At 33.9% G+C, this 21,490-nt stretch carries 21 protein-coding genes, 1 tRNA gene and 2 pseudogenes; 9 read left to right on the top strand and 15 right to left on the bottom strand.

Annotation, left to right across the window (positions count from 1 at the left end; genetic code table 11):
• Positions 1–145: 145 nt before the first annotated feature.
• Positions 146–2,957: pseudogene (locus ACZZ95_RS07485) on the top strand (TonB-dependent receptor).
• A 73-nt stretch (positions 2,958–3,030) separates the two neighbouring features.
• The gene (locus tag ACZZ95_RS07480; RefSeq protein ID WP_463468588.1) at positions 3,031–4,089 is read left to right on the top strand and encodes a phytase; all 1,059 of its coding nucleotides are present in this window, start codon (positions 3,031–3,033) and stop codon (positions 4,087–4,089) included.
• 125 nt (positions 4,090–4,214) lie between these two features.
• On the opposite strand, the gene pckA is transcribed toward ACZZ95_RS07480, so the two are convergent.
• Together pckA and ACZZ95_RS07470 are read right to left on the bottom strand one after the other, a co-directional pair.
• The gene (gene pckA / locus ACZZ95_RS07475; RefSeq protein ID WP_463468587.1) at positions 4,215–5,819 is read right to left on the bottom strand and encodes a phosphoenolpyruvate carboxykinase (ATP); all 1,605 of its coding nucleotides are present in this window, start codon (positions 5,817–5,819) and stop codon (positions 4,215–4,217) included.
• A 301-nt stretch (positions 5,820–6,120) separates the two neighbouring features.
• Positions 6,121–6,507, bottom strand: a complete 387-nt coding sequence (locus ACZZ95_RS07470; RefSeq protein ID WP_463468586.1) for a DUF423 domain-containing protein — start codon at positions 6,505–6,507, stop codon at positions 6,121–6,123.
• 188 nt (positions 6,508–6,695) lie between these two features.
• Here ACZZ95_RS07470 and ACZZ95_RS07465 point away from each other — a divergent pair, with 188 nt between their 5' ends.
• Entirely contained in the window at positions 6,696–8,060 is a 1,365-nt protein-coding gene (locus ACZZ95_RS07465; RefSeq protein ID WP_463468585.1) for a saccharopine dehydrogenase family protein, read from the top strand.
• Positions 8,061–8,228: 168 nt separating this feature from the next.
• Here ACZZ95_RS07465 and ACZZ95_RS07460 read toward each other — a convergent pair whose 3' ends face one another.
• The 8 genes from ACZZ95_RS07460 to ACZZ95_RS07425 all read right to left on the bottom strand — a co-directional run bounded on the left by ACZZ95_RS07460 (position 8,229) and on the right by ACZZ95_RS07425 (position 14,363).
• Positions 8,229–9,440, bottom strand: a complete 1,212-nt coding sequence (locus ACZZ95_RS07460; protein WP_463468584.1) for a M56 family metallopeptidase — start codon at positions 9,438–9,440, stop codon at positions 8,229–8,231.
• The gene (locus tag ACZZ95_RS07455; RefSeq protein WP_095952467.1) at positions 9,437–9,808 is read right to left on the bottom strand and encodes a BlaI/MecI/CopY family transcriptional regulator; all 372 of its coding nucleotides are present in this window, start codon (positions 9,806–9,808) and stop codon (positions 9,437–9,439) included. The genes ACZZ95_RS07460 and ACZZ95_RS07455 overlap by 4 nt, the downstream gene beginning before the upstream one ends.
• A gap of 44 nt (positions 9,809–9,852) precedes the next feature.
• On the bottom strand, positions 9,853–10,464 hold the full coding sequence (locus tag ACZZ95_RS07450) for a DUF6624 domain-containing protein (RefSeq protein WP_463468583.1): 612 nt from the start codon (positions 10,462–10,464) through the stop codon (positions 9,853–9,855).
• Positions 10,454–10,828 (bottom strand): TPR end-of-group domain-containing protein, encoded by a 375-nt coding sequence (locus ACZZ95_RS07445; RefSeq protein WP_463468582.1) that lies wholly within the window; start codon positions 10,826–10,828, stop codon positions 10,454–10,456. The genes ACZZ95_RS07450 and ACZZ95_RS07445 overlap by 11 nt, the downstream gene beginning before the upstream one ends.
• 10 nt (positions 10,829–10,838) lie before the next feature.
• Entirely contained in the window at positions 10,839–11,264 is a 426-nt protein-coding gene (locus ACZZ95_RS07440; protein ID WP_463468581.1) for a toxin-antitoxin system YwqK family antitoxin, read from the bottom strand.
• Positions 11,265–11,497: 233 nt separating this feature from the next.
• The gene (locus ACZZ95_RS07435; RefSeq protein ID WP_463468580.1) at positions 11,498–12,127 is read right to left on the bottom strand and encodes a glycosyltransferase 61 family protein; all 630 of its coding nucleotides are present in this window, start codon (positions 12,125–12,127) and stop codon (positions 11,498–11,500) included.
• Positions 12,093–12,596 (bottom strand): hypothetical protein, encoded by a 504-nt coding sequence (locus tag ACZZ95_RS07430; RefSeq protein ID WP_463468579.1) that lies wholly within the window; start codon positions 12,594–12,596, stop codon positions 12,093–12,095. The genes ACZZ95_RS07435 and ACZZ95_RS07430 overlap by 35 nt, the downstream gene beginning before the upstream one ends.
• A 378-nt stretch (positions 12,597–12,974) precedes the next feature.
• Positions 12,975–14,363 (bottom strand): dipeptidase, encoded by a 1,389-nt coding sequence (locus ACZZ95_RS07425; RefSeq protein ID WP_463468578.1) that lies wholly within the window; start codon positions 14,361–14,363, stop codon positions 12,975–12,977.
• A gap of 109 nt (positions 14,364–14,472) precedes the next feature.
• Here ACZZ95_RS07425 and ACZZ95_RS07420 point away from each other — a divergent pair.
• From ACZZ95_RS07420 to ACZZ95_RS07410, 3 genes are all read left to right on the top strand, one after another.
• A tRNA-Leu gene (locus ACZZ95_RS07420) sits at positions 14,473–14,554 on the top strand.
• A 169-nt stretch (positions 14,555–14,723) separates the two neighbouring features.
• Positions 14,724–15,488, top strand: coding sequence for an abortive infection system antitoxin AbiGi family protein (locus tag ACZZ95_RS07415; RefSeq protein WP_463468577.1), 765 nt, complete (start codon positions 14,724–14,726; stop codon positions 15,486–15,488).
• 39 nt (positions 15,489–15,527) lie between these two features.
• Positions 15,528–15,944 (top strand): hypothetical protein, encoded by a 417-nt coding sequence (locus tag ACZZ95_RS07410; protein ID WP_463468576.1) that lies wholly within the window; start codon positions 15,528–15,530, stop codon positions 15,942–15,944.
• A gap of 155 nt (positions 15,945–16,099) precedes the next feature.
• On the opposite strand, the gene ACZZ95_RS07405 is transcribed toward ACZZ95_RS07410, so the two are convergent.
• Positions 16,100–16,333 carry a hypothetical protein gene (locus ACZZ95_RS07405; protein WP_463468575.1) on the bottom strand — a complete coding sequence of 78 codons (234 nt, stop codon included), beginning with the start codon at positions 16,331–16,333 and terminating at the stop codon, positions 16,100–16,102.
• 82 nt (positions 16,334–16,415) lie between these two features.
• On the opposite strand from ACZZ95_RS07405, the gene ACZZ95_RS07400 reads away from it, so the two are divergent.
• From ACZZ95_RS07400 to ACZZ95_RS07390, 3 genes are all read left to right on the top strand, one after another.
• Positions 16,416–16,646 (top strand): helix-turn-helix domain-containing protein, encoded by a 231-nt coding sequence (locus ACZZ95_RS07400; protein WP_113677264.1) that lies wholly within the window; start codon positions 16,416–16,418, stop codon positions 16,644–16,646.
• Positions 16,647–16,922: 276 nt separating this feature from the next.
• Complete coding sequence (locus ACZZ95_RS07395) at positions 16,923–17,468, top strand: hypothetical protein (protein ID WP_463468574.1); 546 nt, start codon at positions 16,923–16,925, stop codon at positions 17,466–17,468.
• Positions 17,419–17,715: a hypothetical protein gene (locus tag ACZZ95_RS07390; RefSeq protein ID WP_463468573.1), complete on the top strand. Its 297-nt coding sequence runs from the start codon at positions 17,419–17,421 to the stop codon at positions 17,713–17,715. Before ACZZ95_RS07395 ends, ACZZ95_RS07390 begins: the two co-directional genes overlap by 50 nt.
• A 194-nt stretch (positions 17,716–17,909) precedes the next feature.
• Here the strand turns inward: ACZZ95_RS07390 and ACZZ95_RS07385 are convergent.
• The 4 genes and pseudogenes from ACZZ95_RS07385 to ACZZ95_RS07370 form a co-directional block, all read right to left on the bottom strand.
• A pseudogene (locus ACZZ95_RS07385) lies at positions 17,910–18,544 on the bottom strand (HAD family hydrolase).
• A 283-nt stretch (positions 18,545–18,827) separates the two neighbouring features.
• Entirely contained in the window at positions 18,828–20,246 is a 1,419-nt protein-coding gene (locus ACZZ95_RS07380) for an MFS transporter (protein WP_463471637.1), read from the bottom strand.
• A 22-nt stretch (positions 20,247–20,268) separates the two neighbouring features.
• Positions 20,269–20,412 (bottom strand): hypothetical protein, encoded by a 144-nt coding sequence (locus ACZZ95_RS07375; RefSeq protein ID WP_463468572.1) that lies wholly within the window; start codon positions 20,410–20,412, stop codon positions 20,269–20,271.
• 1 nt (position 20,413) lies between these two features.
• Positions 20,414–21,463, bottom strand: coding sequence for an HlyD family secretion protein (locus tag ACZZ95_RS07370; protein ID WP_463468571.1), 1,050 nt, complete (start codon positions 21,461–21,463; stop codon positions 20,414–20,416).
• Positions 21,464–21,490 lie beyond the last annotated feature (27 nt).

Below are 21,490 nucleotides of genomic sequence, written 5' to 3'. Positions count from 1 at the left end.
CAATTATTTGAAGTTTTAATGTTAGTTAAACATTAATAACATCCTCAAATTTTTGGTTAATCATAACACTATGTTAATTTTTTTTAAGGCTTTTAGTAATACGTAGATTATAGTTTCGCATAACAAATCAAACTAAACACACACAATGAAAAAATTTTTAGTACTAACAGCATTCTTTTTACTAGCCTTTACAGGTTTTGCTCAGAAAGCGATTATATCTGGAAAGATATTAGATGCCGATGACAAACTGCCTCTTCCTGGAGCTATGGTTCAAATTGTAGGCGAAAAAAAATATACCGTTTCTGACTACAACGGTCGTTTTGAATTATTGAATATTAATGAAGGAACTTATAAAGTTGAAGTAAAATATATTGGATATACTTCTTTAACTCAAGAAATAAAAGTAGAGCAGGGAAAAAACAACGTAATCGATTTTGCTCTTAAAACTTCTGGAACAGAATTAAATGAAGTTGTGGTTGGAGACATCTTAAAAGGTCAGGCCAAAGCTTTGAATCAACAAAAAAACAATAAAAATATCGGAAACGTAATTTCTTCTGATCAAATGGGTCGTTTTCCAGATGCTAACGTTGGAGACGCTTTAAAACGTGTTCCTGGTATTACTATGCAAAATGACCAAGGTGAAGCTCGTAATATTATTATTAGAGGTTTGGCACCGTCTTTAAACTCTGTAACTTTAAATGGTGACCGTATCCCGTCTGCAGAAGGAGATAACAGAAACGTACAAATGGACCTAATTCCGTCTGATATGATTTCGACTATTGAAGTAAATAAGACTTTAACTTCAGATATGGATGCAGACGCGATTGGAGGTTCTGTAAACTTAATTACAAGAGCGACTCCAAACGGAGAAAGAATTTCTGCAACACTTGCCGGCGGTTATATGCCAATTCGTGACCACGCTTCTTACACTGCTGGTCTAGTTTACGGTAATCGTTTTTTCGACAATAAATTAGGAGCTGTTTTCAGCGGTTCTTATAACAATGTTGATTATGGCTCTGATAACATCGAAAACGAATGGGTAAAAGATGAATTTGGAAATGAGTATTTACAAGCTTCAGAAATTAGAAAATATGATGTTCAACGTATTCGTCGCAGACGGATCTATAGCTTTAGATTATAAATTTGACGAAAACAATACGATTTTTGCTAATGCAATTTATAACTGGAGAGATGATAGAGAAAACCGTTTCAGAACTACTTACGATGATATTGACCCAATTTATAATGGTGAAGAAATCACTGGATTTGAAGGCCGTGTAAAACGCCAGACAAAAGGTGGTTTAGACAACAGTAGAAACAAAAACAGAAGATTAGAAGACCAAAGAGTTCAAAATTATTCACTTCGTGGAGAACACTTAATCAACTCAACATTAGATTTAGACTGGTCTGCAAACTACGCAAAAGCAAGAGAATACCGTCCGGGTGAGCGTTATATCGAATACCGTCAGAAAGGATTGGAAATGTTCCAAGATTTATCTAATCCAAGATTTCCTTTAATGACAACTGCTGGCGAATCAACTGATGCGTTTGAATTTGATTCAGTTACAGAAAACACAGACGAAACAAGCGAAAGTGAATTTGGTGCAAAAGTAAATATCCGTTTTCCATTTTCTGTTATTGCAGGAGAAAAAGGAAGATTGAGAACTGGTCTTAGACTTCGTTTAAAAGAAAAAGAAAGAAATAATATGTTCTATTCTTACTCGCCGCTTACGGATGGGATGGAATTACTATCTGAAGTTCCAACAAGTTATTATGACGGAAACGGATTTAATCCAGGAAGTAAATATGTGCCGGGAACTTTTGCTTCTGCGACTTATTTAGGAGGTTTGGATTTAAATAATGCTTCTTTATTTGAAAAAGAAACAGATCCAGCAGAATATTTAGCGGTAAACTATAACGCTAAAGAAAGAATTACTGCCGCTTATGTAAGATGGGATCAGGATTTTAACGACAAACTTTCTATGGTTTTAGGTTTCCGTGTTGAGAATACACATATTGATTATACAGGAAACAGAGTTTTGGATGAAGAAGAATTAGAAAGTAAAATCAACAATACAAATTCATACACGAATCTTTTACCAAGTATTTCATTTCAATATAATGCAACAAAAGATTTAATTTTAAGAGTCACTGCAACAACGGCTTTGGCAAGACCAAACTATTACGCTTTGGCGCCTTATGTAAACAACATTGTCGCCGATAAGGAAATTACAGCAGGAAATCCAGATCTTGATGCAACGTACTCATACAATTATGATTTCATGGCAGAAAACTATTTCAAATCTGTTGGTTTGATTTCTGGAGGTTTTTTCTACAAAAGATTAAATGATTTCATTTACAACTACAGCGACAATCAATATACTGATGCGAAATTTGCCGCAGATTTCCCAAATCAAATAAATCCAATTCCAGCGGGAGAAAACTGGTCATTTTTACAATCTAGAAATGGAGACAAAGTTGATGTTTACGGATTTGAAGTTGCTTTTCAACGTCAGTTGGATTTTCTTCCTGGTAAATTCTTAAAAGGATTTGGTATCTATTTAAACTATACTTATACGCAGTCCAAAGCTAGAGGAATTGCTGACGAAGACGGAAACGAAAGAAACGATATCAGTCTTCCTGGAACTACACCTCATATGTTTAACGGATCTTTGTCTTGGGAAAACAAACGTTTCTCTGCAAGAATCTCAACAAACTTTACATCTGATTATTTAGATGAATTAGGTTCAGAATCTTATAAGGACAGTTATTACGATAAGCAGTTTTTCTTAGATGCAAATGCTTCTTATAAAATTACTCCAAAACTTCGCTTTTTTGCTGAAGCTAATAACTTAACAAATCAACCGTTACGTTACTATCAAGGAGTTGTCGCACATACAAAACAAGCAGAATATTACCAAGCTCGTTACAATTTCGGATTGAAATTAGACTTGTAAAATCAATTAAAAAACGACTAAATTAGACAGAACTTAGCGGTTCTGTCTAATTCTTTTAAAATAAAATATAGGAATGAAAAATAAATCTATACTAGCTTTTTTACTTTTAAGTCTTGCATTTACGGCTTGTAAAGATGATAAACTAGCCCCAATTCAGCCCAATGCGGTAAAACCAACAGCGGTTACCGAAGCTTTGCCTCACGATACCGATGATCCTTCAATCTGGATTAACCCAGCTGATGCTTCAAAAAGTATTATTGTGGGAACTGATAAAGATACAGACGGTGGTTTGTATGCTTTTGATTTGAATGGAAAAATCCTTAAAAAATCAATTCCGTTAAAACGTCCAAATAATGTTGATATCGCTTACGGATTAATTATTAATGGAAAAAAAGTAGATGTTGCCGTTACTACAGAACGTGAAAGTAACAAAATAAGAATCTTCAGTCTGCCAGATTTAGAGCCAATTGATAATGGCGGCATCGAAGTTTTTGAAGGTGAAGCACAACGCGATCCAATGGGAGTTTCGTTGTACACACGTCCAAGTGACCAGAAAATTTTTGCTATTGTAGGAAGAAAAACAGGTCCTTCTGGAAGTTATTTATGGCAGTATGAACTTTCTGGAAACGGAAAATTTGTCGCGCAAAAGTGGTTCGGAAATTTGGAACATACAGCGGTAAAAAAAGAAATTGAAGCTATTGCCGTAGACAACGAATTAGGTTTTGTTTACTACTGTGATGAACAAGTTGGAATTAGAAAATACAAGGCAGATCCAGCTTTAAATGATAATAAAGAATTGGCTTTCTTCGGGCAGAAAGATTTCAAAGCAGATCACGAAGGAATTGCTATTTACAAAAAAACAGATTCTACAGGATATATTTTAGTCTCTAACCAGCAGGCAAATTCTTTTATGGTTTACCCTAGAGAAGGTGCAAAAGGAAATCCAAATAATCATACTTTATTGGCTGAAGTACCAACATCAACAATTGAATGTGATGGTGCAGATGTTACAAGTGTAAACTTAGGAGGTCAATATAAAAACGGACTTTTCGTAGCGATGAGCAACGGAATGACTTTTCACTATTACGCTTGGGATTTAATCCAGAAACGTATAGACGAATCAAAAAAATAAAGTTCTAAAGGTTTTCAGTCGCAGGTTTCAGTGTTTATTTATTTTTTTTTTTACTGTGATTGAAAACCAAACAAAAAAAGCTGTTCGTTATGAACAGCTTTTTTTATTGAATTAACTAATTCCTTTTATTCTGTAATTGGTGAACCTGCCAAGATTTCGGCATTGGCAAACTCTTCAAATTTCGCAAAATTAGCTTTGAATTTCTGTGCTAATTCCAACGCTTTTGTATCGTATAAATCTTTGTCTTCCCAAGTATTTCTAGGATTTAAAATCTCTTCTGGAACATTTGGACAAGATTGTGGCTTTGCAATTCCGAATACGGAATGATTTACATACTCTACGTTATCCAATTCGCCTTTTAAAGCCGCAGTAATCATCGCACGAGTATATTTTAGCTTCATACGGCTTCCTGTACCGTAAGGTCCGCCCGTCCATCCTGTATTGATTAACCAAACTTTTACTCCAGCATCTTTCATTTTTTTGCTCAACATTTCAGCGTAACGTGTTGGATGTAAAGGCATAAATGGCGCTCCAAAACAAGCTGAGAAATTTGGCTGAGGCTCTGTTACACCAGCTTCTGTTCCAGCAACTTTTGCTGTATATCCAGAAATAAAGTGGTAAGTCGCCTGACCCGGCGTTAATTTTGAAATTGGAGGCAGAATTCCGAAAGAATCTGCTGTTAGGAAAAATATATTTTTTGGATCATGTCCAACCAAACCTGGCTGTACATTATCGATATGCGTTATTGGGTAACTTACACGTGTATTTTGTGTGATCGAAACATCATCAAAATCTACTTCGTTTGTTCCTGCTTTGAAAACGACATTTTCTAATAGCGCTCCTTTTTTGATTGCTCTAAAAATGTCTGGTTCATTTTCTTCTGTTAAGTTGATCACTTTTGCGTAACAACCTCCTTCAAAGTTAAAAACCGTATTTTCATTTGTCCAGCCGTGCTCATCGTCTCCGATTAATTTACGTTCTGGATCTGCAGATAAAGTAGTTTTTCCCGTACCAGACAAGCCGAAGAAAATTGCAGTATCTCCGTCTTCTCCAACATTCGCACTACAGTGCATTGGAAGTGTATTTTTGAAAACTGGAAGAATAAAGTTTAATGCAGAGAAAATACCTTTTTTCATTTCTCCTGTATAACCTGTTCCGCCAATTAAAGCGATTTTTTTTGTAAAGTCCAAAATAGCAAAATTAGACTGACGCGTTCCGTCTACAGCAGGATCTGCCATAAAACTCGGAGCACAAACTACTGTCCACTCTGGAGTAAAATTAGCCAGTTCAGATTCTTCTGGACGTAAGAACATATTGTAACAAAACAAATTTGACCAAGCTGTTTCGGTTACAACACGAACATTTAATCTATAATTTGGATCAGAGCAAACATAAGAATCGCGAACAAAAACTTCTTTGTCTGATAAAAACGCTGTTACTTTATTATATAGCTTTTCAAAAGCCTGAGGTTCAAATGGGATATTTACATTTCCCCACCAAACTTGATCCTTTGTAATATCATCTTTTACAATGAAACGATCTTGTGGCGAGCGCCCTGTAAATTCACCTGTATTAATTGCCAAAGCTCCAGTAGAATTCTCAACACCTTGTCCTGACTGCAAAGTAATCGCATGTAATTCATCTGCAGATAGTTGGTAACGAACTTTTGCATTTTCAATTCCTAATTCTTTCAACGAAATCGATTGCGCGAAAACTGTGTTAGTGTCCATAAATTTTAAGTTGTGTGTGATATTTATTTCAGAAGCAAAATTACAGATTAATTCTTATTCCTTTTAAAATAATTAAATTTCACTTTGATTTATACGAAAAAAGAGAAATTTCACTTTAAAAATTACAAAAAGAAAAAAATAACTGCTTCTAATTTGTTTATTTACAACCCTATGAGTGAATTTGTTATATTATTTCTGTTTTACAACAGAAAATAGAAAAAAATTCACATAACAAGAGTTATATGTTATTTATGAGACAAAATTAAAGATTAATTCTTAGACAGAATTTTTTTTCGGGATTTTATGATTTTCGCTTCAAAATCGTAAAGAATAATAGCGCCCAACCAATAATTAATAGAAAACCGCCTATTGGAGTTGCGAATACGATAATTTTAGAATAAAACAAAGTATAGTCTTTTGTTGCCACCAAATAGATTGAACCACTAAAAAGTACGACACCGGCAACTATAAAATTATAGATTGCTTTTAGCGTCTTTTCCGCAATGTCTTTTTGAGTTGATAAGAAGAGAAGAAAAAGAGCATGATACATTTGGTAGCGAACACCAACTTCAAAAGTATTTAATTGATCAACTGAAAGATATTTTTTCAATAAATGAGCGCCAAAAGCACCCAAAATAATAGCTATCATACCTACAAAAGCTCCAGTTAAAACGATTCTTCTTTTCATGATTTATCTCTTTAGAAATTTGAAACAAAAATACTTCAAACAAACCAAAAAACCGCTTTAGATTCTAGATAATTTAGTATAGAATCGCATTATTCTTTTATACTAATCTCAAAAATAAAATCAATTTTATTTAATTCAAATTGTTATGTTTATAACATTTTAATATATTTGTGTTAAATATTTAGAACATGAGAAACGTTTTAATAATTGGAGCAGGAAGATCTGCATCGTCTTTGATTCGGTATTTACTATCAAAATCAAGTGAAGAAAAACTGCATTTAACTGTAGCGGATCTTTCATTGGATTTAGCCAAACTAAAAACGCAAGAACATCCTAATGCAACTCCTCTAGCTTTAAATATTTTTAATGAAGTAGAGAGAAAAACGGCTATCTCAAATGCTTCAATAGTAATTTCGATGCTTCCCGCACATTTGCACATCGAAATTGCAAAAGACTGCCTGTCGTTTAAAAAACATTTGGTTACCGCTTCTTACATCAGCGACGCAATGCAGGCTCTAAATGAAGAAGCCCTAAAAAACAATTTGATTTTCATGAACGAAATTGGTCTTGATCCAGGAATCGATCATATGAGCGCCATGAAAGTTATTGACGAAATTCGAGCAAAAGGTGGTAAAATGCTGTTATTCGAATCTTTCTGGCATGGACTTGTGGCTCCTGAATCTGATAATAATTTATGGAATTATAAATTTACTTGGGCACCTCGAAATGTAGTTTTGGCCGGACAAGGCGGTGCAAGAAAATTTATTCAGGAAGGAACTTATAAGTACATTCCGTACAGTGCTTTATTTAGAAGAACTGAATTTCTAGAAGTAGAAGGTTACGGAAAATTTGAAGCCTATTCTAATCGGGATTCTCTCAAATACAGATCGATTTATGGTTTAGATAATATTCTGACTTTATACAGAGGAACTATTCGAAGAGTGGGTTATTCCAGAGCTTGGAATATGTTTGTACAGCTTGGCATGACAGATGACAGCTACATCATTGAAGATTCAGAAAACATGAGTTACCGTCAGTTTGTGAATTCTTTCCTTCCCTATCATCCGACAGATTCTGTAGAAATTAAAACCCGATTGATTTTAAAAATTGATCAGGACGATATAATGTGGGATAAACTTTTGGAACTGGATTTATTTAACCCAGACAAAAAAGTGAATTTACCTAACGCCACGCCTGCTCAGATTTTAGAAAAAATCTTAACCGACAGCTGGGCACTACAATCTGATGATAAAGATATGATTGTAATGTATCATAAATTCGGATATGAATTGAACGGCGAAAAGAAACAAATCGATTCTAAAATGGTTTGTATTGGCGACGACCAAACCTATACGGCTATGGCAAAAACTGTAGGACTTCCAGTGGCTATTGTCGCATTATTGATTTTAAACGGAAAAATTACCACTCCAGGCGTGCGACTTCCGATTAAAAAAGAAGTGTATGAGCCAATTTTGAAAGAATTAGAAGAATATGGCGTAATTTTTAACGAACAAAAAGTACCTTATTTTGGATATAATCCAGATTTATTTTAGTCTGGATCTGCATGTTAATTTTTTAGATTTTTTAGTTTGTAATTTTATCCGCTTCCAAATTGCTGAAAGCGGATTTTTTTTGTTTTGACGTACAAAGTGAAAAGGTTCAAAGGGACAGAGTTTTAAACCTTTGAATCTTTGCCGCTTTGAACCTTTGCACCTTTAAAGCTATTTATCAGCCTGAATTGTAATTGGCAGACTGTACATTACTCGAACCGGTTTTCCTTGATCAGAAGCTGGAATCCATTTTGGAGAAAGCTTCAATACACGAACAGCTTCTTCTCCTGCGCCATAACCCAATTTATCTCTCAGGATTTCGATATTGCTTAACGAACCGTCTTTCTCAATCATAAATTTAAGATATACTTTTCCGTTTAGTTTTTGCTTAGATACATCCGCAGGCATTTTATAATTTTGACCTACAAACTTATAAAACTCAACTATTCCGCCAGGATATTCAGGCTTAACACTAACCTCTGTTAATTTCTTAAAATCATCATTTTTAATTACTTCCTGCGCCACAGTTTCAGTACTGAAAACAAACAACAGTAAAACATAAAGCATACTTACACTAAATACTTTCAGTGCAATCTTAATTGGAGATTCTCTTTTAGTCATCATTAGTAAACGTTTTTTAGTGATTAGATAATTAATATTGCTGGCTAGAGAAACTGTACTTTTATGCGAAGCAAAATCCAGAAGGAGATTCTGATAATTTTTGATCTCGCCAAATTGTTTATTTACAGCTTCATCAGCCAAAAATTCGTGATTGAGTTTAATTTCTTTTTCAAATAGTGCAAATAATGGATTGAACCAAAACACAATTTGCAAAACCTCAACAAACAAAATATCCAAAGTATGTCTTTGTCGCAAATGGGCTTTTTCGTGTGCTATTAATTCCGGTTGAATTTTACCATTTTTAAAATCTTCCTGATTGATAAAAATAGTATTCCAGAAAGAATGCGGCAAAACAGGCTCTTTAGTCAAAACAATTTTTTGCCCGTTAATAAATTCGATTTTACTTCTTTTCTTTCTAATCGTAAATGAATATATATTTCGTATCAAACGAACGATCAAAATTGCTGTAATGACAATATAAATTACACTCAAAAAGTACGTTAGAATTTCCGTGTAATTTACTTTATCTAAAACCGCTTTATTCGTTATAATCATGATTTCATCCAGTTCAATCATTTGTGTTTTGGTCGACAAAAATGATCCGATCGAAAACAACTGAAGCGGAATTATCAAACTAAAAACAAGACTTCCAAGAAGATAAATTCGATTAAAACGAAACATTTTTTCGTTTTCTAAAAGCATTTTATACACCGCATAAAATACAACAAGCAATACGCCTGATTTTAAAAGATACGTTATCATTTTTTCTTTTTTTGAATTTCTGAATCGATTATTTTTTTAAGATCTTCCAGTTCCGATGCCGACAAATTGGTTTCGGTTGTAAAAAACGAAGCAAACTGCGATGCCGAATTATTAAAAAAATTACTGATTAATCCGTTTACGTGTTTAGAAAAATAAGTTGTTTTTTTAACCAGCGGATAATATTCGCGTGAATTCCCGAATTCGTTATACGCTACAAATTTCTTATCAATCATTCGCTTTAATAAAGTTGCGACCGTTGTTGTTGCCGGTTTTGGTTCTGGATAAGCTTCGAGTAAATCTTTCATAAAAGCTTTTTCAAGCTTCCATAAATGCTCCATTAATTGTTCTTCTGCGTTTGTTAATTGCATTTTTTATAAGTTACTAAGTTGCTAAGATTCTAATTTTCTAATGTTTAATTCGTCTTTTGTTTTTTCTCCTTAAGAAGTTTCTCAAATTCGGGAAGTTCTTTTTTATAGGCTTCCACATCCCAAGTCGCATTAAAATTTTTAAGATAATCAGACAATGTTCCCAACCCAACTGACGCTCTTCTTTTATCAACATTATCAGGATCTTCAAGCGACGAAACAAACGGTTTTTTAGTAATCGGATGATTGGAAACCTGACTTCCGTAAATTTGTTTTTTACCTTCTCTTAAAGCTATTCTATCTTCCAAATATGCCAAATTACTTGGACTTGCATTCCCTTTTTTAACTGCTTCTCTCATCATTGGTAAATACTTTTGCTGGTATTTTAAATCAGCATGCTGAATAACCAAAAACAAAGTTTGATTGGCCTGCGACCCAACAACATTTTTTCCCACCCAGCCTTTTTCATCTAATATCTTCATTACCTTAACGAGATTAAGACTGTCTTTGTACTGCATTATTTTTCCAATACTATCAATTTTCTTTTTATCAGCATTAGGTTCTTTATAAATTTTCATAAACGCTCCACGAATACCCTGATCCTCAGTATAAATATCCAAAAGTTCTTTCTGCAATGGTTTATCATAATTAGCGCTCATAATATCCATTTTCTTCTGCAATTTTTCGATTGTCTTTGTCCACTCCTTTTTTATTATGCGGCGATTCTAAATCAGTATCAATTTTTATATGGGCAATGTTTTCATATCCATTATCAATTGCTAAGTCCAGCCATTTAAAAGCTTTCCTATCATCATTGTTTAAAGCTGCGGCGCACGCACCATTGTACAAATCCGATGATGATGTATGCTCCATTTTAAAAGCTTTTTCGTAAAAGGCAACAGATTCCTTATAATCTTTCGCGTTATAGGAATCATCGCCTTTTGCAACAAATTCTTTATAGGTTTGAGACTGCATCAATCCAATATTCATCGTAATAAAAAAGAACGCAATTATTTTTTTCATAGATTTAGATTTAATGGTTTATTTTTTGTTCTGAGATTAATTCTCCGTTAGTATAGTTTTTGATTTCTTTTAATTTCCCGTTATCTGAATAGAATTTCCATTCTCCGAAATAAAACCAATGTGTTTCTGTGTTATTAACTTCTAGTTTAGTTTTTCCTTTAGATTCTAATTTTCCGTTTTCGTAATAATTTTTTACAATGCAGATTCCGTTTTTGTATTTTTCTGTTTTATAAATTTTTCCGTCGATATAAGATTTCCACTTTTTTACGGGCTGATCGTGTTTGTAATATTCATACGATTTGTATCTGATATTATCCTGCGTATAATCATTAATCCAAACACCTTCTTTTTCCTTATCAATCTTTTGATTGATCGCTGGACTTTTACATCCAAAAAGAATCACGCCAAAAAACAATATTAAAAAGAGTTTTTTCATATCATTAAATTCTACAACTATAGACACTGCTCTACAAATGTAGAATTATTTTTTTAAAATGCAAGTTTTTTTTTTTGAGGTGCAGAGGAACAAAGGTACAGAGGGACTGAGGTTAACTATTATTGGTTTAGCCTGATTTTGGGAACTATTTATACAAGAATCTTTGTCAAAGTTTAAAACTTTGACAAAGTGAAAAACCTTTGCTCCTTTGAGACTTTGCCCCTTTGAACCTCTTAAAAAGAAAGTAAAGCAATCGTTCTCTCTACTTCTTCTAAATTAATATAGAAATTTTCTTCTTTTTGAATTCCTACTACAAAGCCATATTTCAAGCTTTGCATATCGGTGGTTACTTTTAGAACACCGCAAAAGCGATTTGGAGGTTGTAATGTTAAAACTGCTGCGCCAGGCTCAAGCACCATAAGACCGTGCATAAGATGACTGCCTTCGATCCCGACAACCATTCTGGCACCTGCACAGGCAGAAAGAATCTCATTGACACTTTGCTGGGTAACGTCTACAATTTTAAAACCGTATTTATCGCGCAACTGCTCGGCGATTTCGATTTCGTTTAGCATTATTCGGGTTTTTCCCGAATTACGACGTAATATAAAAACACCAGGATGCGAATTTTTGGAAAACTTCGACAGTAAAATGTCTTTATTTTCATTAAATAACTGTCGCTTTTTGTTGTTATTGCCCCAATCGTCGTCAAAAAATAGAGCATTTTGCAAATACGCGGCATTAGTTCTATAGGGATTCATTCCTAACAATTCCTCATACTCAAACATATGCGGACTTGTAAAAATATTCGTTGTTATGGGAAATCCTTCAGATGCTCGCCAATTTATAGTTTGTACAATCATCTGTTAACCAAAGTCCGAAAAATTCATTGCCATCATATGAGCTGTAAATAGTCGCATCCTTTATTTCTGTATCAATTATAGCGGGTGGGAAATAATTCATTTTTGGACTAAGCTTGGTATTGTGGTGTAATAAAAAACGATGCAGTCCTTTGTAAATCGATCCATTAACCATCCATATATCCTTGAGCTGATAGGCTCGGGTTGGTGCGTGCTGTGTAGTAACTCCGCCATGCATTACAGCATACGGATTATCTGTGTAAGCTGTACCGGTAATGCGCTCAAGCTGACCTTCTAAAAAATAAGCTTTTGATGAAATTGTCGTATTTCCTGGTGCAATCTCCCAAGATTTTACAGCCAAACTTTCTAATATTTTCCCCTGACGAAACATCGTATGGGTCTTTTTCAGTCCTTTAAGATATTTTGTGTAACCAATTGGCGCAAATCTAACCTTCTTTTTAATTAATCTCATTTCTCAACATTAAAGCAATATTAAAACAACATTAGAAAATTTCAAAAAACAGAATTATTTTCAAATCAATAAGATATTTGATAATAAAAAAACCAAAAATAAGTTAATTTACCTAACAAAATACAAAGCCAAAATTATTTTTTTTAATGTTTAGATTTAAATTTGAGAACATGAAGAACAAAAAAATCCGCTCATTTCTGAACGGATTTTATTTATAAAAAAGTTAACCGCAAAGAACGCAAGGTATTTTTTAAGGCTACTAATCTAAACGCAAAGTTCGCAAAGCTTGTAAATATAGCTTTGCGAACTTTTATAAATCTTGCTAAATAAAATCTTACCGTCCTTTGCGTAAATCTCAGCGCCTTTGCGGCAAAACCTTTATTTACTTAATTCCACAAAATACTTGTAAAACAACGGAATAGTCTCAATTCCTTTCAAGTAATTAAAGATTCCGAAATGTTCGTTTGGCGAGTGAATAGCATCAGAATCCAAACCAAATCCCATTAAGATTGTTTTGCTTTTTAATTCTTTTTCAAACAAAGCCACAATTGGAATACTTCCACCAGAACGAACTGGAATTGCAGGAACTCCAAACGTTTCTGTATATGCTTTATTTGCCGCCTGATATCCAATGCTGTCAATTGGTGTTACGTAACCTTGACCACCGTGGTGAGGCGTTACTTTTACCGTAACTCCAGCTGGAGCAATACTCGTAAAATGTTTAGTAAAAAGCTCTGTAATCTCTTCCCATTCTTGGTTTGGAACCAAACGCATTGAGATTTTAGCAAAAGCTTTACTCGCAATAACCGTTTTAGCACCTTCACCCTGATAACCGCCCCAAATTCCGTTCACGTCTAATGTCGGACGAATTGAGTTGCGCTCATTGGTAACATATCCTTTTTCACCATAAACATCGGCGATGTTTAAAGCATTTTTATATTTTTCTAAACTAAAAGGCGCTTTTGCCATTTCAGCTCTTTCTTCTGCAGACAATTCTTCAACTTTATCATAGAATCCTGGAATCGTAATATGATTATTTTCGTCGTGAAGAGAAGCGATCATTTTTGCCAAAATATTAATTGGGTTCGCCACAGCACCTCCGTATAAACCAGAATGCAAATCGCGGTTTGGACCCGTAACTTCTACTTCAACATAACTCAAACCTCTTAAACCTGTCGTGATTGATGGTTGTTGGTTTGAAATCATTCCAGTATCCGAAATCAAGATTACATCATTTTTCAGTTTTTCCTGATTGCGTTGTACAAACCAAGCCAAACTTGCAGAACCAACTTCCTCTTCACCTTCGATCATGAATTTTACGTTACAAGGCAAATTGTTGTTTTGCACCATATATTCAAGCGCTTTTACGTGCATATACATCTGACCTTTATCGTCACACGCTCCACGGGCGAAAATTGCTCCTTCTGGGTGAATATCTGTTTTTTTAATAACTGGTTCAAACGGTGGTGAAGTCCATAATTCTAACGGATCTGGCAGTGCGACATCATAATGTCCGTACACTAAAACCGTTGGAAGATTTGGGTCGATTATTTTTTCTCCATAAATAATTGGATAACCCGGAGTATCGCAAACTTCGACTAAATCGCGACCTGCTTTCGATAAACTTTCTTTTACAGCCTCTGCTGTATCAATAACATCTTGTGAATATGCAGTGTCGGCACTTACCGACGGAATCTTTAATAATTCGATCAATTCGTTGATAAACCGATCTTTATGTTGTTGAACGTAGGACTTAATATTTTCCATTTAAATTATTTTTATAGAAACCCAAAAATACAAAAAAGAGAATTAATAATTTTTTTTAAATTTTTCTTTGAATATTCGAAAGTATGCTTATCTTTGCACCCACAATTACGCGGATATGGTGAAATTGGTAGACATGCCAGACTTAGGATCTGGTGCCGCAAGGCGTGTAGGTTCGAGTCCTATTATCCGCACTTAAAAAAGCTTCTGAGAAATCAGAAGCTTTTTTGTTTTTACCACTTCTCTATTTTGTTATTAAAATTGTTGATAAGCAATTTACTACAATTCTAAGTCTTTGCTTTCTCTTTTTATTTTTGAAAAACGAATTGTAATTTTTTTTTAATAAAATAATATGACCCAAAAATGGCAATAAGCACAAATTCAATTATACATTATACTAAAAGTTTAGATACTTTGTTGCAAATACTTAAAAATGGTTTTTCTCTAAAATATTGCAAAGAGGTTTTCTATTGGAAAAACAAAACGCTTCGCTACGCGTATCCTATGATATGTTTCTGCGACATTCCTTTATCAGAAGTTAAAAAGCATTTAGAATCATATGGCCATTATGGGATTGGTTTAAGAAAAGATTGGGCTGTAGAAAAAGGATTAAATCCAGTGTTATATTTAGAAAGAGAATCTTTTTTATCAGAAAGCATTATGCAACAAATAGACAGATTACATAAAGATAAAATAGAATCTTTAAAAAATCCTGAAAAGAAAATTGATGAAGTTTGGAGACAAGAATTAATTACACTTTGTTCACACATAAAAAATTATGATGGTGATTTAATTATTGATGGTAATCTCATATCAAATTATCGCTTTTATGACGAAAGAGAATGGAGATACGTACCAAGTGCATCAAATCTTAGAGGAAACAAAAGAGCTGTCTTAGAAACAGACTATCTTTCAGATAAATCTAAATACAACAACGAAGTCGGCAAACTAAAACTAGAATTCAACATCGCAGAAGACATAACTTATATTATTGTAAAAGAAGATGAAGACATTCACAAAACTCTTGATTTTATATCATTAAATTTTAAAAAAATACTTTCTGTCGCAGAATTAGAAATACTTATGACAAAAATAATTAGCACAAAACAGATTATTTATGATTTCTAATATTAAAAAACATCAATAACCTAAAAAAAAAACTATTAGATGAAAAATTTTGATTTTGAAGAAGCTAGAAGTGAACAAGAAAAAATTGACAGCAACTTCAATCGCACAGAAGAAGAAGGACTAAAAAACATCCTTAAACACTTTGATCGAATTCACGACAAGCTATTCGTATTTAATAATATACTAATTGCAGGTTTCTTTGCATTATCCAAAATTGATAATCCAATTCCAGTCAAAACAATTTTAATTCCTATTTTAAACTTATGTTTTCTCATTTTCATTGAATATGAAATGATGGAGAAAAGCAGATTTGAAGCATCAGTTAATACTCAACCATTTGATAAATACGATTCTCATGGAAAAAGAATAAAAAGAACGAATCTCTATTCTCTATTAAGCATAATTACAACATTAAGTGTTACTGCATTCTTTTTATACTATTTAATCTATTTTTAAAACTCATCCTTAATATCACCTTGACGAAAGGAGATTCCCAGCATAACCAACGGGTTGTACACATGAAAAAAATTGCGGAAATCACTCTGGAATTTTTTGTCGATTTGCTGTTTTAGTTTCTCCTTTCGTCGAAATGAAAGTATACTATCTTTTACTTAATCAACATCCAGATAAGGATCTAGAACTTCTGCCAATCTATTCATCCAATAAAAATTATCATCGATATTAGGCAATTCAGATTCTAAGGTTTCGCGACCTCTCATGGAACATATCGAAACAGCATAATTTACTTGTCGTAATGTTTTTGCCATATCTTTTGGATCGATAATATTGATGAAAAAATCTTTTAGACTGTTTTCAATTTCTTTTGAGAGGCTTTGTGTAATCATTATCTTATTTTTTGGTCAAATATAATAATTATTGACACAAATTTGTGTCAAAACAAAAAATAATTGTTATGACTTTTGAAATATGAATATTTCAGAAGAAACTTTTATCTCAAATCTTGGCATTCACATAAGACAGTTACGTGAAAAGAAAGGCCTATCACAACAAGCTTTAGCTGATGATTGCGACATTACAAGAAATCAAATTGGGAGAATTGAGAGAGCTGAAATAAATACTGGCATAAAAACTTTAATAAGAATATCAAATGCTTTAGATATTGACCTTAAAGAATTGCTGGATTTTCCTTTGAAATAATAATTCGGCTAAAGCCTTTTACTTTCCAATACAAAAAACCTCCAGCTAAAACAGGAGGCAGTTCATTTAACTTTATTATTTAATGAAGTAAATCAGTATAGTTTGTCTTTTCGGCGTAAGGAAAAATCACACTTGTATATCGACAAAGATTGGCGACTAAGAAATTTCTTTAATTATTTTATACTTTAATCTCTAAATATTCTTATTTTTAAAATACCAAAAACCTAAATCTGCACATTTTATTTTGTTTTTAAATCTCTAAACCATTTAGAACACATGAAAAATTACAGATTATTAGTTATCCTTTTAGGAATTATTGTCATTTTCTTCTTTATAAGAAAAGTCAGAACCTTTACTGTTGAGCAAGAAGCTAAAACCATTCAATCGAAACATTTTGTTATTTCCTACAGTGGCATTTATAAAAGCGAGGCCGAAAAAGTCAGCAAACATTTAGAAAACAATTATTCTAAAATAAGGGCAGATTTAAAAGATGTAAAACACGACTTGATCAAGGTTTTTGTTTACGGTTCTCAATACAAATTTAATTCGGCTACAGGCTTAAAAGAAAATGTAAGCGGTACAAGCCGTGGACCAAATGAATTTCATTTTGTTTGGTCGAACTGGTTCAATTCTGTTTTTCCAGACGATCCGCTAAAAACTGCTCTCCATGAATTTACGCACTGCGTTCAATTAAACATATTAATAGACAAAGCAAAAGAGACAATTACCACCCAAGACCGCCTTACTTTTGAAAAGGAATTTGATAAAAAATTTGCGAGCAGAATATCCGCGCTGGCTCTGGGAATCGATCAGTATTTTTGAAGCGGGAGAAGTAAATTCGATAAGCGTAAAATATGCCAAAAGCAAAAATCTAACTTTAGAAGATTTAAATCAAAGCAATCAGATTTATAATATTGGCTATACTATAATAGAATATCTAACCCAAAAATGGGGAAAAGATATGTCGCCAAAATTGATTGCTTCATTTGGTAATATTGAAAAAACACTGAACATTACAACTGAAGAATTTGAGAAAGGCTGGATTGCTTTTTTGGATAAGAATTATTAAGCGGTTTTAAAATTTATCTAATTTGCAGAGTTACTTGCGCAGATACCTCGTTCCTCAAAATGACAAACTTTGTGGTTACAAAACTTTACAAAAAAACCTTTGTCAAAGTTTTAAACTTTGACAAAGGCCTCTCGTATTTAAATGAACTTATATAACTTATATGGTTCAAATCTTCACAATTCACTTTTTACAAATTACTTTTCACTCAAAAGCTCCAGAATCTTATCCACATTCACTTCACTATAATCATTAATATAAAAATCACATGGCGGAAGCTGTTCTTTTGTATGCGTGCTCAAAACACCAACGACTTTCATTCCAGCATTTAAGCCCGCTGTAACGCCCGAAAAAGAGTCTTCGAAAACCACACAATCAGACGGAGAAACTCCAACACGTTCTGCCGATTTTAAATATACTTCTGGATTTGGTTTATGAAGTGTGACGTCTTCGCTGGACATCATCGAATCCATTTTTTTATCAAGTTTTAAAACATTGGCAATCAAATCCAGATTCGCACGCGCGCCGATGTGGCAACAGCCGTTTTAAATCCGCGTGATTTTAATTCGCTTAAAAAATCCAAATAATGCGGAATCGTTTCGACTTTGTCTTTATAAACCTCACGAAACATTCCTTCTTTTTCGTCTTCGAGTTTTAGCAATTCTTCTCCCTCAATTGGGCGTTTGAAGAAATGCGTCATGATATAACTGTTATGTTTTCCGTACATATGTTCTTCAAATTCTTCATTGGTATAAGGAATTTCATATTTATCGAAAAACGCCTCAAAAGCCTTCACATGATGCGGATTAGTGTGACAAATCACGCCATCCATATCAAAAATTACACATTGCTGTTTCATTCTATATTTTTTAATAGTTGCAAGATAAGTTTTTCCGCAGAGTTGAATAGCGGTTTTTCGCAGAGATTCGCGGAGTTTTTTTACAATAATGTTTAAACCTACTGTTTGTCATCCTGAGGAACGAAGGATCACACGCGAAATTCCGCAAACTGAATCGCCAATTTTTGTCGATTTTCTAGTGTGATCCTTCGTTCCTCAGGATGACATAAAATGAGGCGAAACTTTGAACTTTAAACTTTAAACCTGAAACAAAGACTTACCCAATCCAAATCTTACTCTTAACCAAAGTCATTGTTTGTCTTAAATGCTGATTGCAGGCAATCAAAACAATCAAAACAATCAAACCATAACCTACAATCGTATAAATTTCCATATCTGCCAATAAAGTCGCTTGTTTGGCAACTGATCCGAATACTTTTTTCAACGCCAATGTATTCGCATTATCTGCCGAATATCCTTTTGCCATAAAACTCTGCGTTGTCGCGGTAATACTTTCCTGTGCCTGCGGATTGTCGCCCGTTATAAACTGACTTAGTTTTAAAAAGTGTTTTTTATTTAAAAATACTGTCGCATTCTGCATGACACAAAAACCAATTGTACTTCCCCAAAAACGTCCCGAAACACCCACAATTCCTGAAGAAACCGCCATATTTGCCGGAACCGAAGATGTGGTAAATAAAATTAACGGAACGAATAAAAACCCAACACCAATACCTTGTAAAACGTATGGAATGATAATATCAGACAATGCTACATCTGGCACAAAAAGGAACGTAAACCAGAAATGAAACAACGCGATTAATGAAAATCCGATTATAAAAATGATTTTAGTCGAAACCGATTTCATTAGAAAATATGCCGCCAGAATCAAGCCTATTACATTTCCTAATCCGTTAATGTATTGCACGCCCGCAACGCGAGACGGATCCCAATTCCAAATCGAAAACATCGCCGAATGGCAAAGACTCAATGTTGCCCTGCTGATATAAAAAAGGAAAAACAATAAAAATCCAATTCGCAGATTGGCGTATTTAAAAACCTCAAAATTAAATGTCGGTCTTTTTACCAAAAGCTCTTTAAAGATGAATAATCCGCCCGTAATCAGGGCAATCATCAACATTAAAACCATTTGAGAAGAGTCGAACCAATACTTCTTTTCGGCATAAACAAAAAAGTAAGCACCACAGAGAATTGCGGTTAAAACCAAAATATAACTCATCCAGTCGATTTGATACAGCGGAATTTTCTTCGTGATTCTATGTCCGCGACACGTAACCAAGATCAAAAAGACATTTAAAACCTGTAATCCGCCTGAAACATAAAGCATGTATTTCCAATCGTAATGATCCAGAAACCAAACCGCAATATTCATAATAAAAGGCGTTGACAACAAAAGTGAACCGTAATAAAAGGAGAAGCCAATTATAATAGCATTTTTAGAATTAAACTGCTCAATCAATAATTGTCTGATCGTAATTACGGGAAGCGCCATTAAAATTCCCTCGGCAATTCTCAATATTAAAAAAAGCGAAAAATTGGTAATATACGCCGATGAAACAATCGTAATTCCGATTAAGGAATAAACCGCCATTAGGTAATTTTTTGCAGGGAAAAAACTCGAAAATCGGCTTTCTATCAAAATTGTGGCGAGCGCTGTTCCATACGTAACACACATCGCAAACTGCAAATCTTCTGGCTCAATGTCCAGAAAACTTGCTTGCGTAGGTTACATTTGAAGTGTAAACTCCCAATAAAATCATGGAATGCAAAAGGCAGACAAACAAAATAATAATGATTGCCCATTTTGGAACCCACGATTTAAAAATACTTTTATCTTCCATTTTAGTGCGCCGCGATCACAGTGATATTCATTCCCGCTCTTAAAAAATCGGCTTGTTTTTCGTTGTCTTTCAACTGAATTCTAACTGGGATTCTTTGTTCAATTTTCACGAAATTTCCTGTTGCATTATCTGGAGGAAGCAACGAAAATCTTGCCCCGCTCGCAGGCGATAAAGAAGCAATTGTACCAATGAACGTTTTGTCGCTCAAAGCATCGGCTTTAATTTCAACCTGCTGACCAACGGTTAAATATTGCAATTGTGTTTCTTTAAAATTAGCCGTAATCCATTTTTCTTTACTTACAATTGAAAGCAATGATTGTCCTTCTTTTACCAATTGTCCTGGCTGTAACGTTCTTTTTCCAACCCAGCCGTCGTAAGGCGCGGTAATTACCGTGTACGAAAGAAATAACGCCGCATTATCTGCCACAGCTTGTTTTGAAGCAATATTCGTTTCTGTTGTTGGCACATTTGCCTCAGCCACAGAGGTACTCAAAGTCGCCGAATGAATTCTGTTTTTCATTTCTGCAAAATGTGCCTGCGCCGCTTCGTAATCTGCTTTTACTTTTTCTAATTGTCGCGAAGTTGTCGCTTCGTCTTTTACTAGCGCTTGGTATCTTTCGTATTCTAGTTTAGTTTTCCAAAGATTCGATTTTGCGCCGTCCAATTGTGATTCGTTAATTGCAGTTGCACTGGCTGTTGTAACCGCATTTCTTTGTGCCACAACGCTGTTTTGTTTCGCATTTTGAACATCGGCAAGAGCCACATTCAATTTCGATTGGTATTCTCTGTTATCGATCACTACCAAAGTATCGCCCTTATGCACAAACTGATTTTCGTTAAAACGAACGTCCTGCACATAACCTGTAATTCTCGACATAATTGGCGTTACATATTGTTCAACCTGCGCGTCATTGGTCTCTTCGTGATTTCTATTGAATACATAAAACCAAATTCCTAAAATAACACCGCTTACTACCAGCGTACACGCAATAATTGTTATAATGATATGAAACGTTCTGTTTCTTCTAGTTTCATTTTTTATCTTAACCATAAACTTTATATCTTTTGTCTATTTTCT

The sequence above is a fragment of the Flavobacterium sp. AC267 genome, assembly GCF_979258715.1.
Note: the sequence above shows the minus strand (reverse complement) of the source record. Positions and strands in the feature narration are given on the sequence as shown.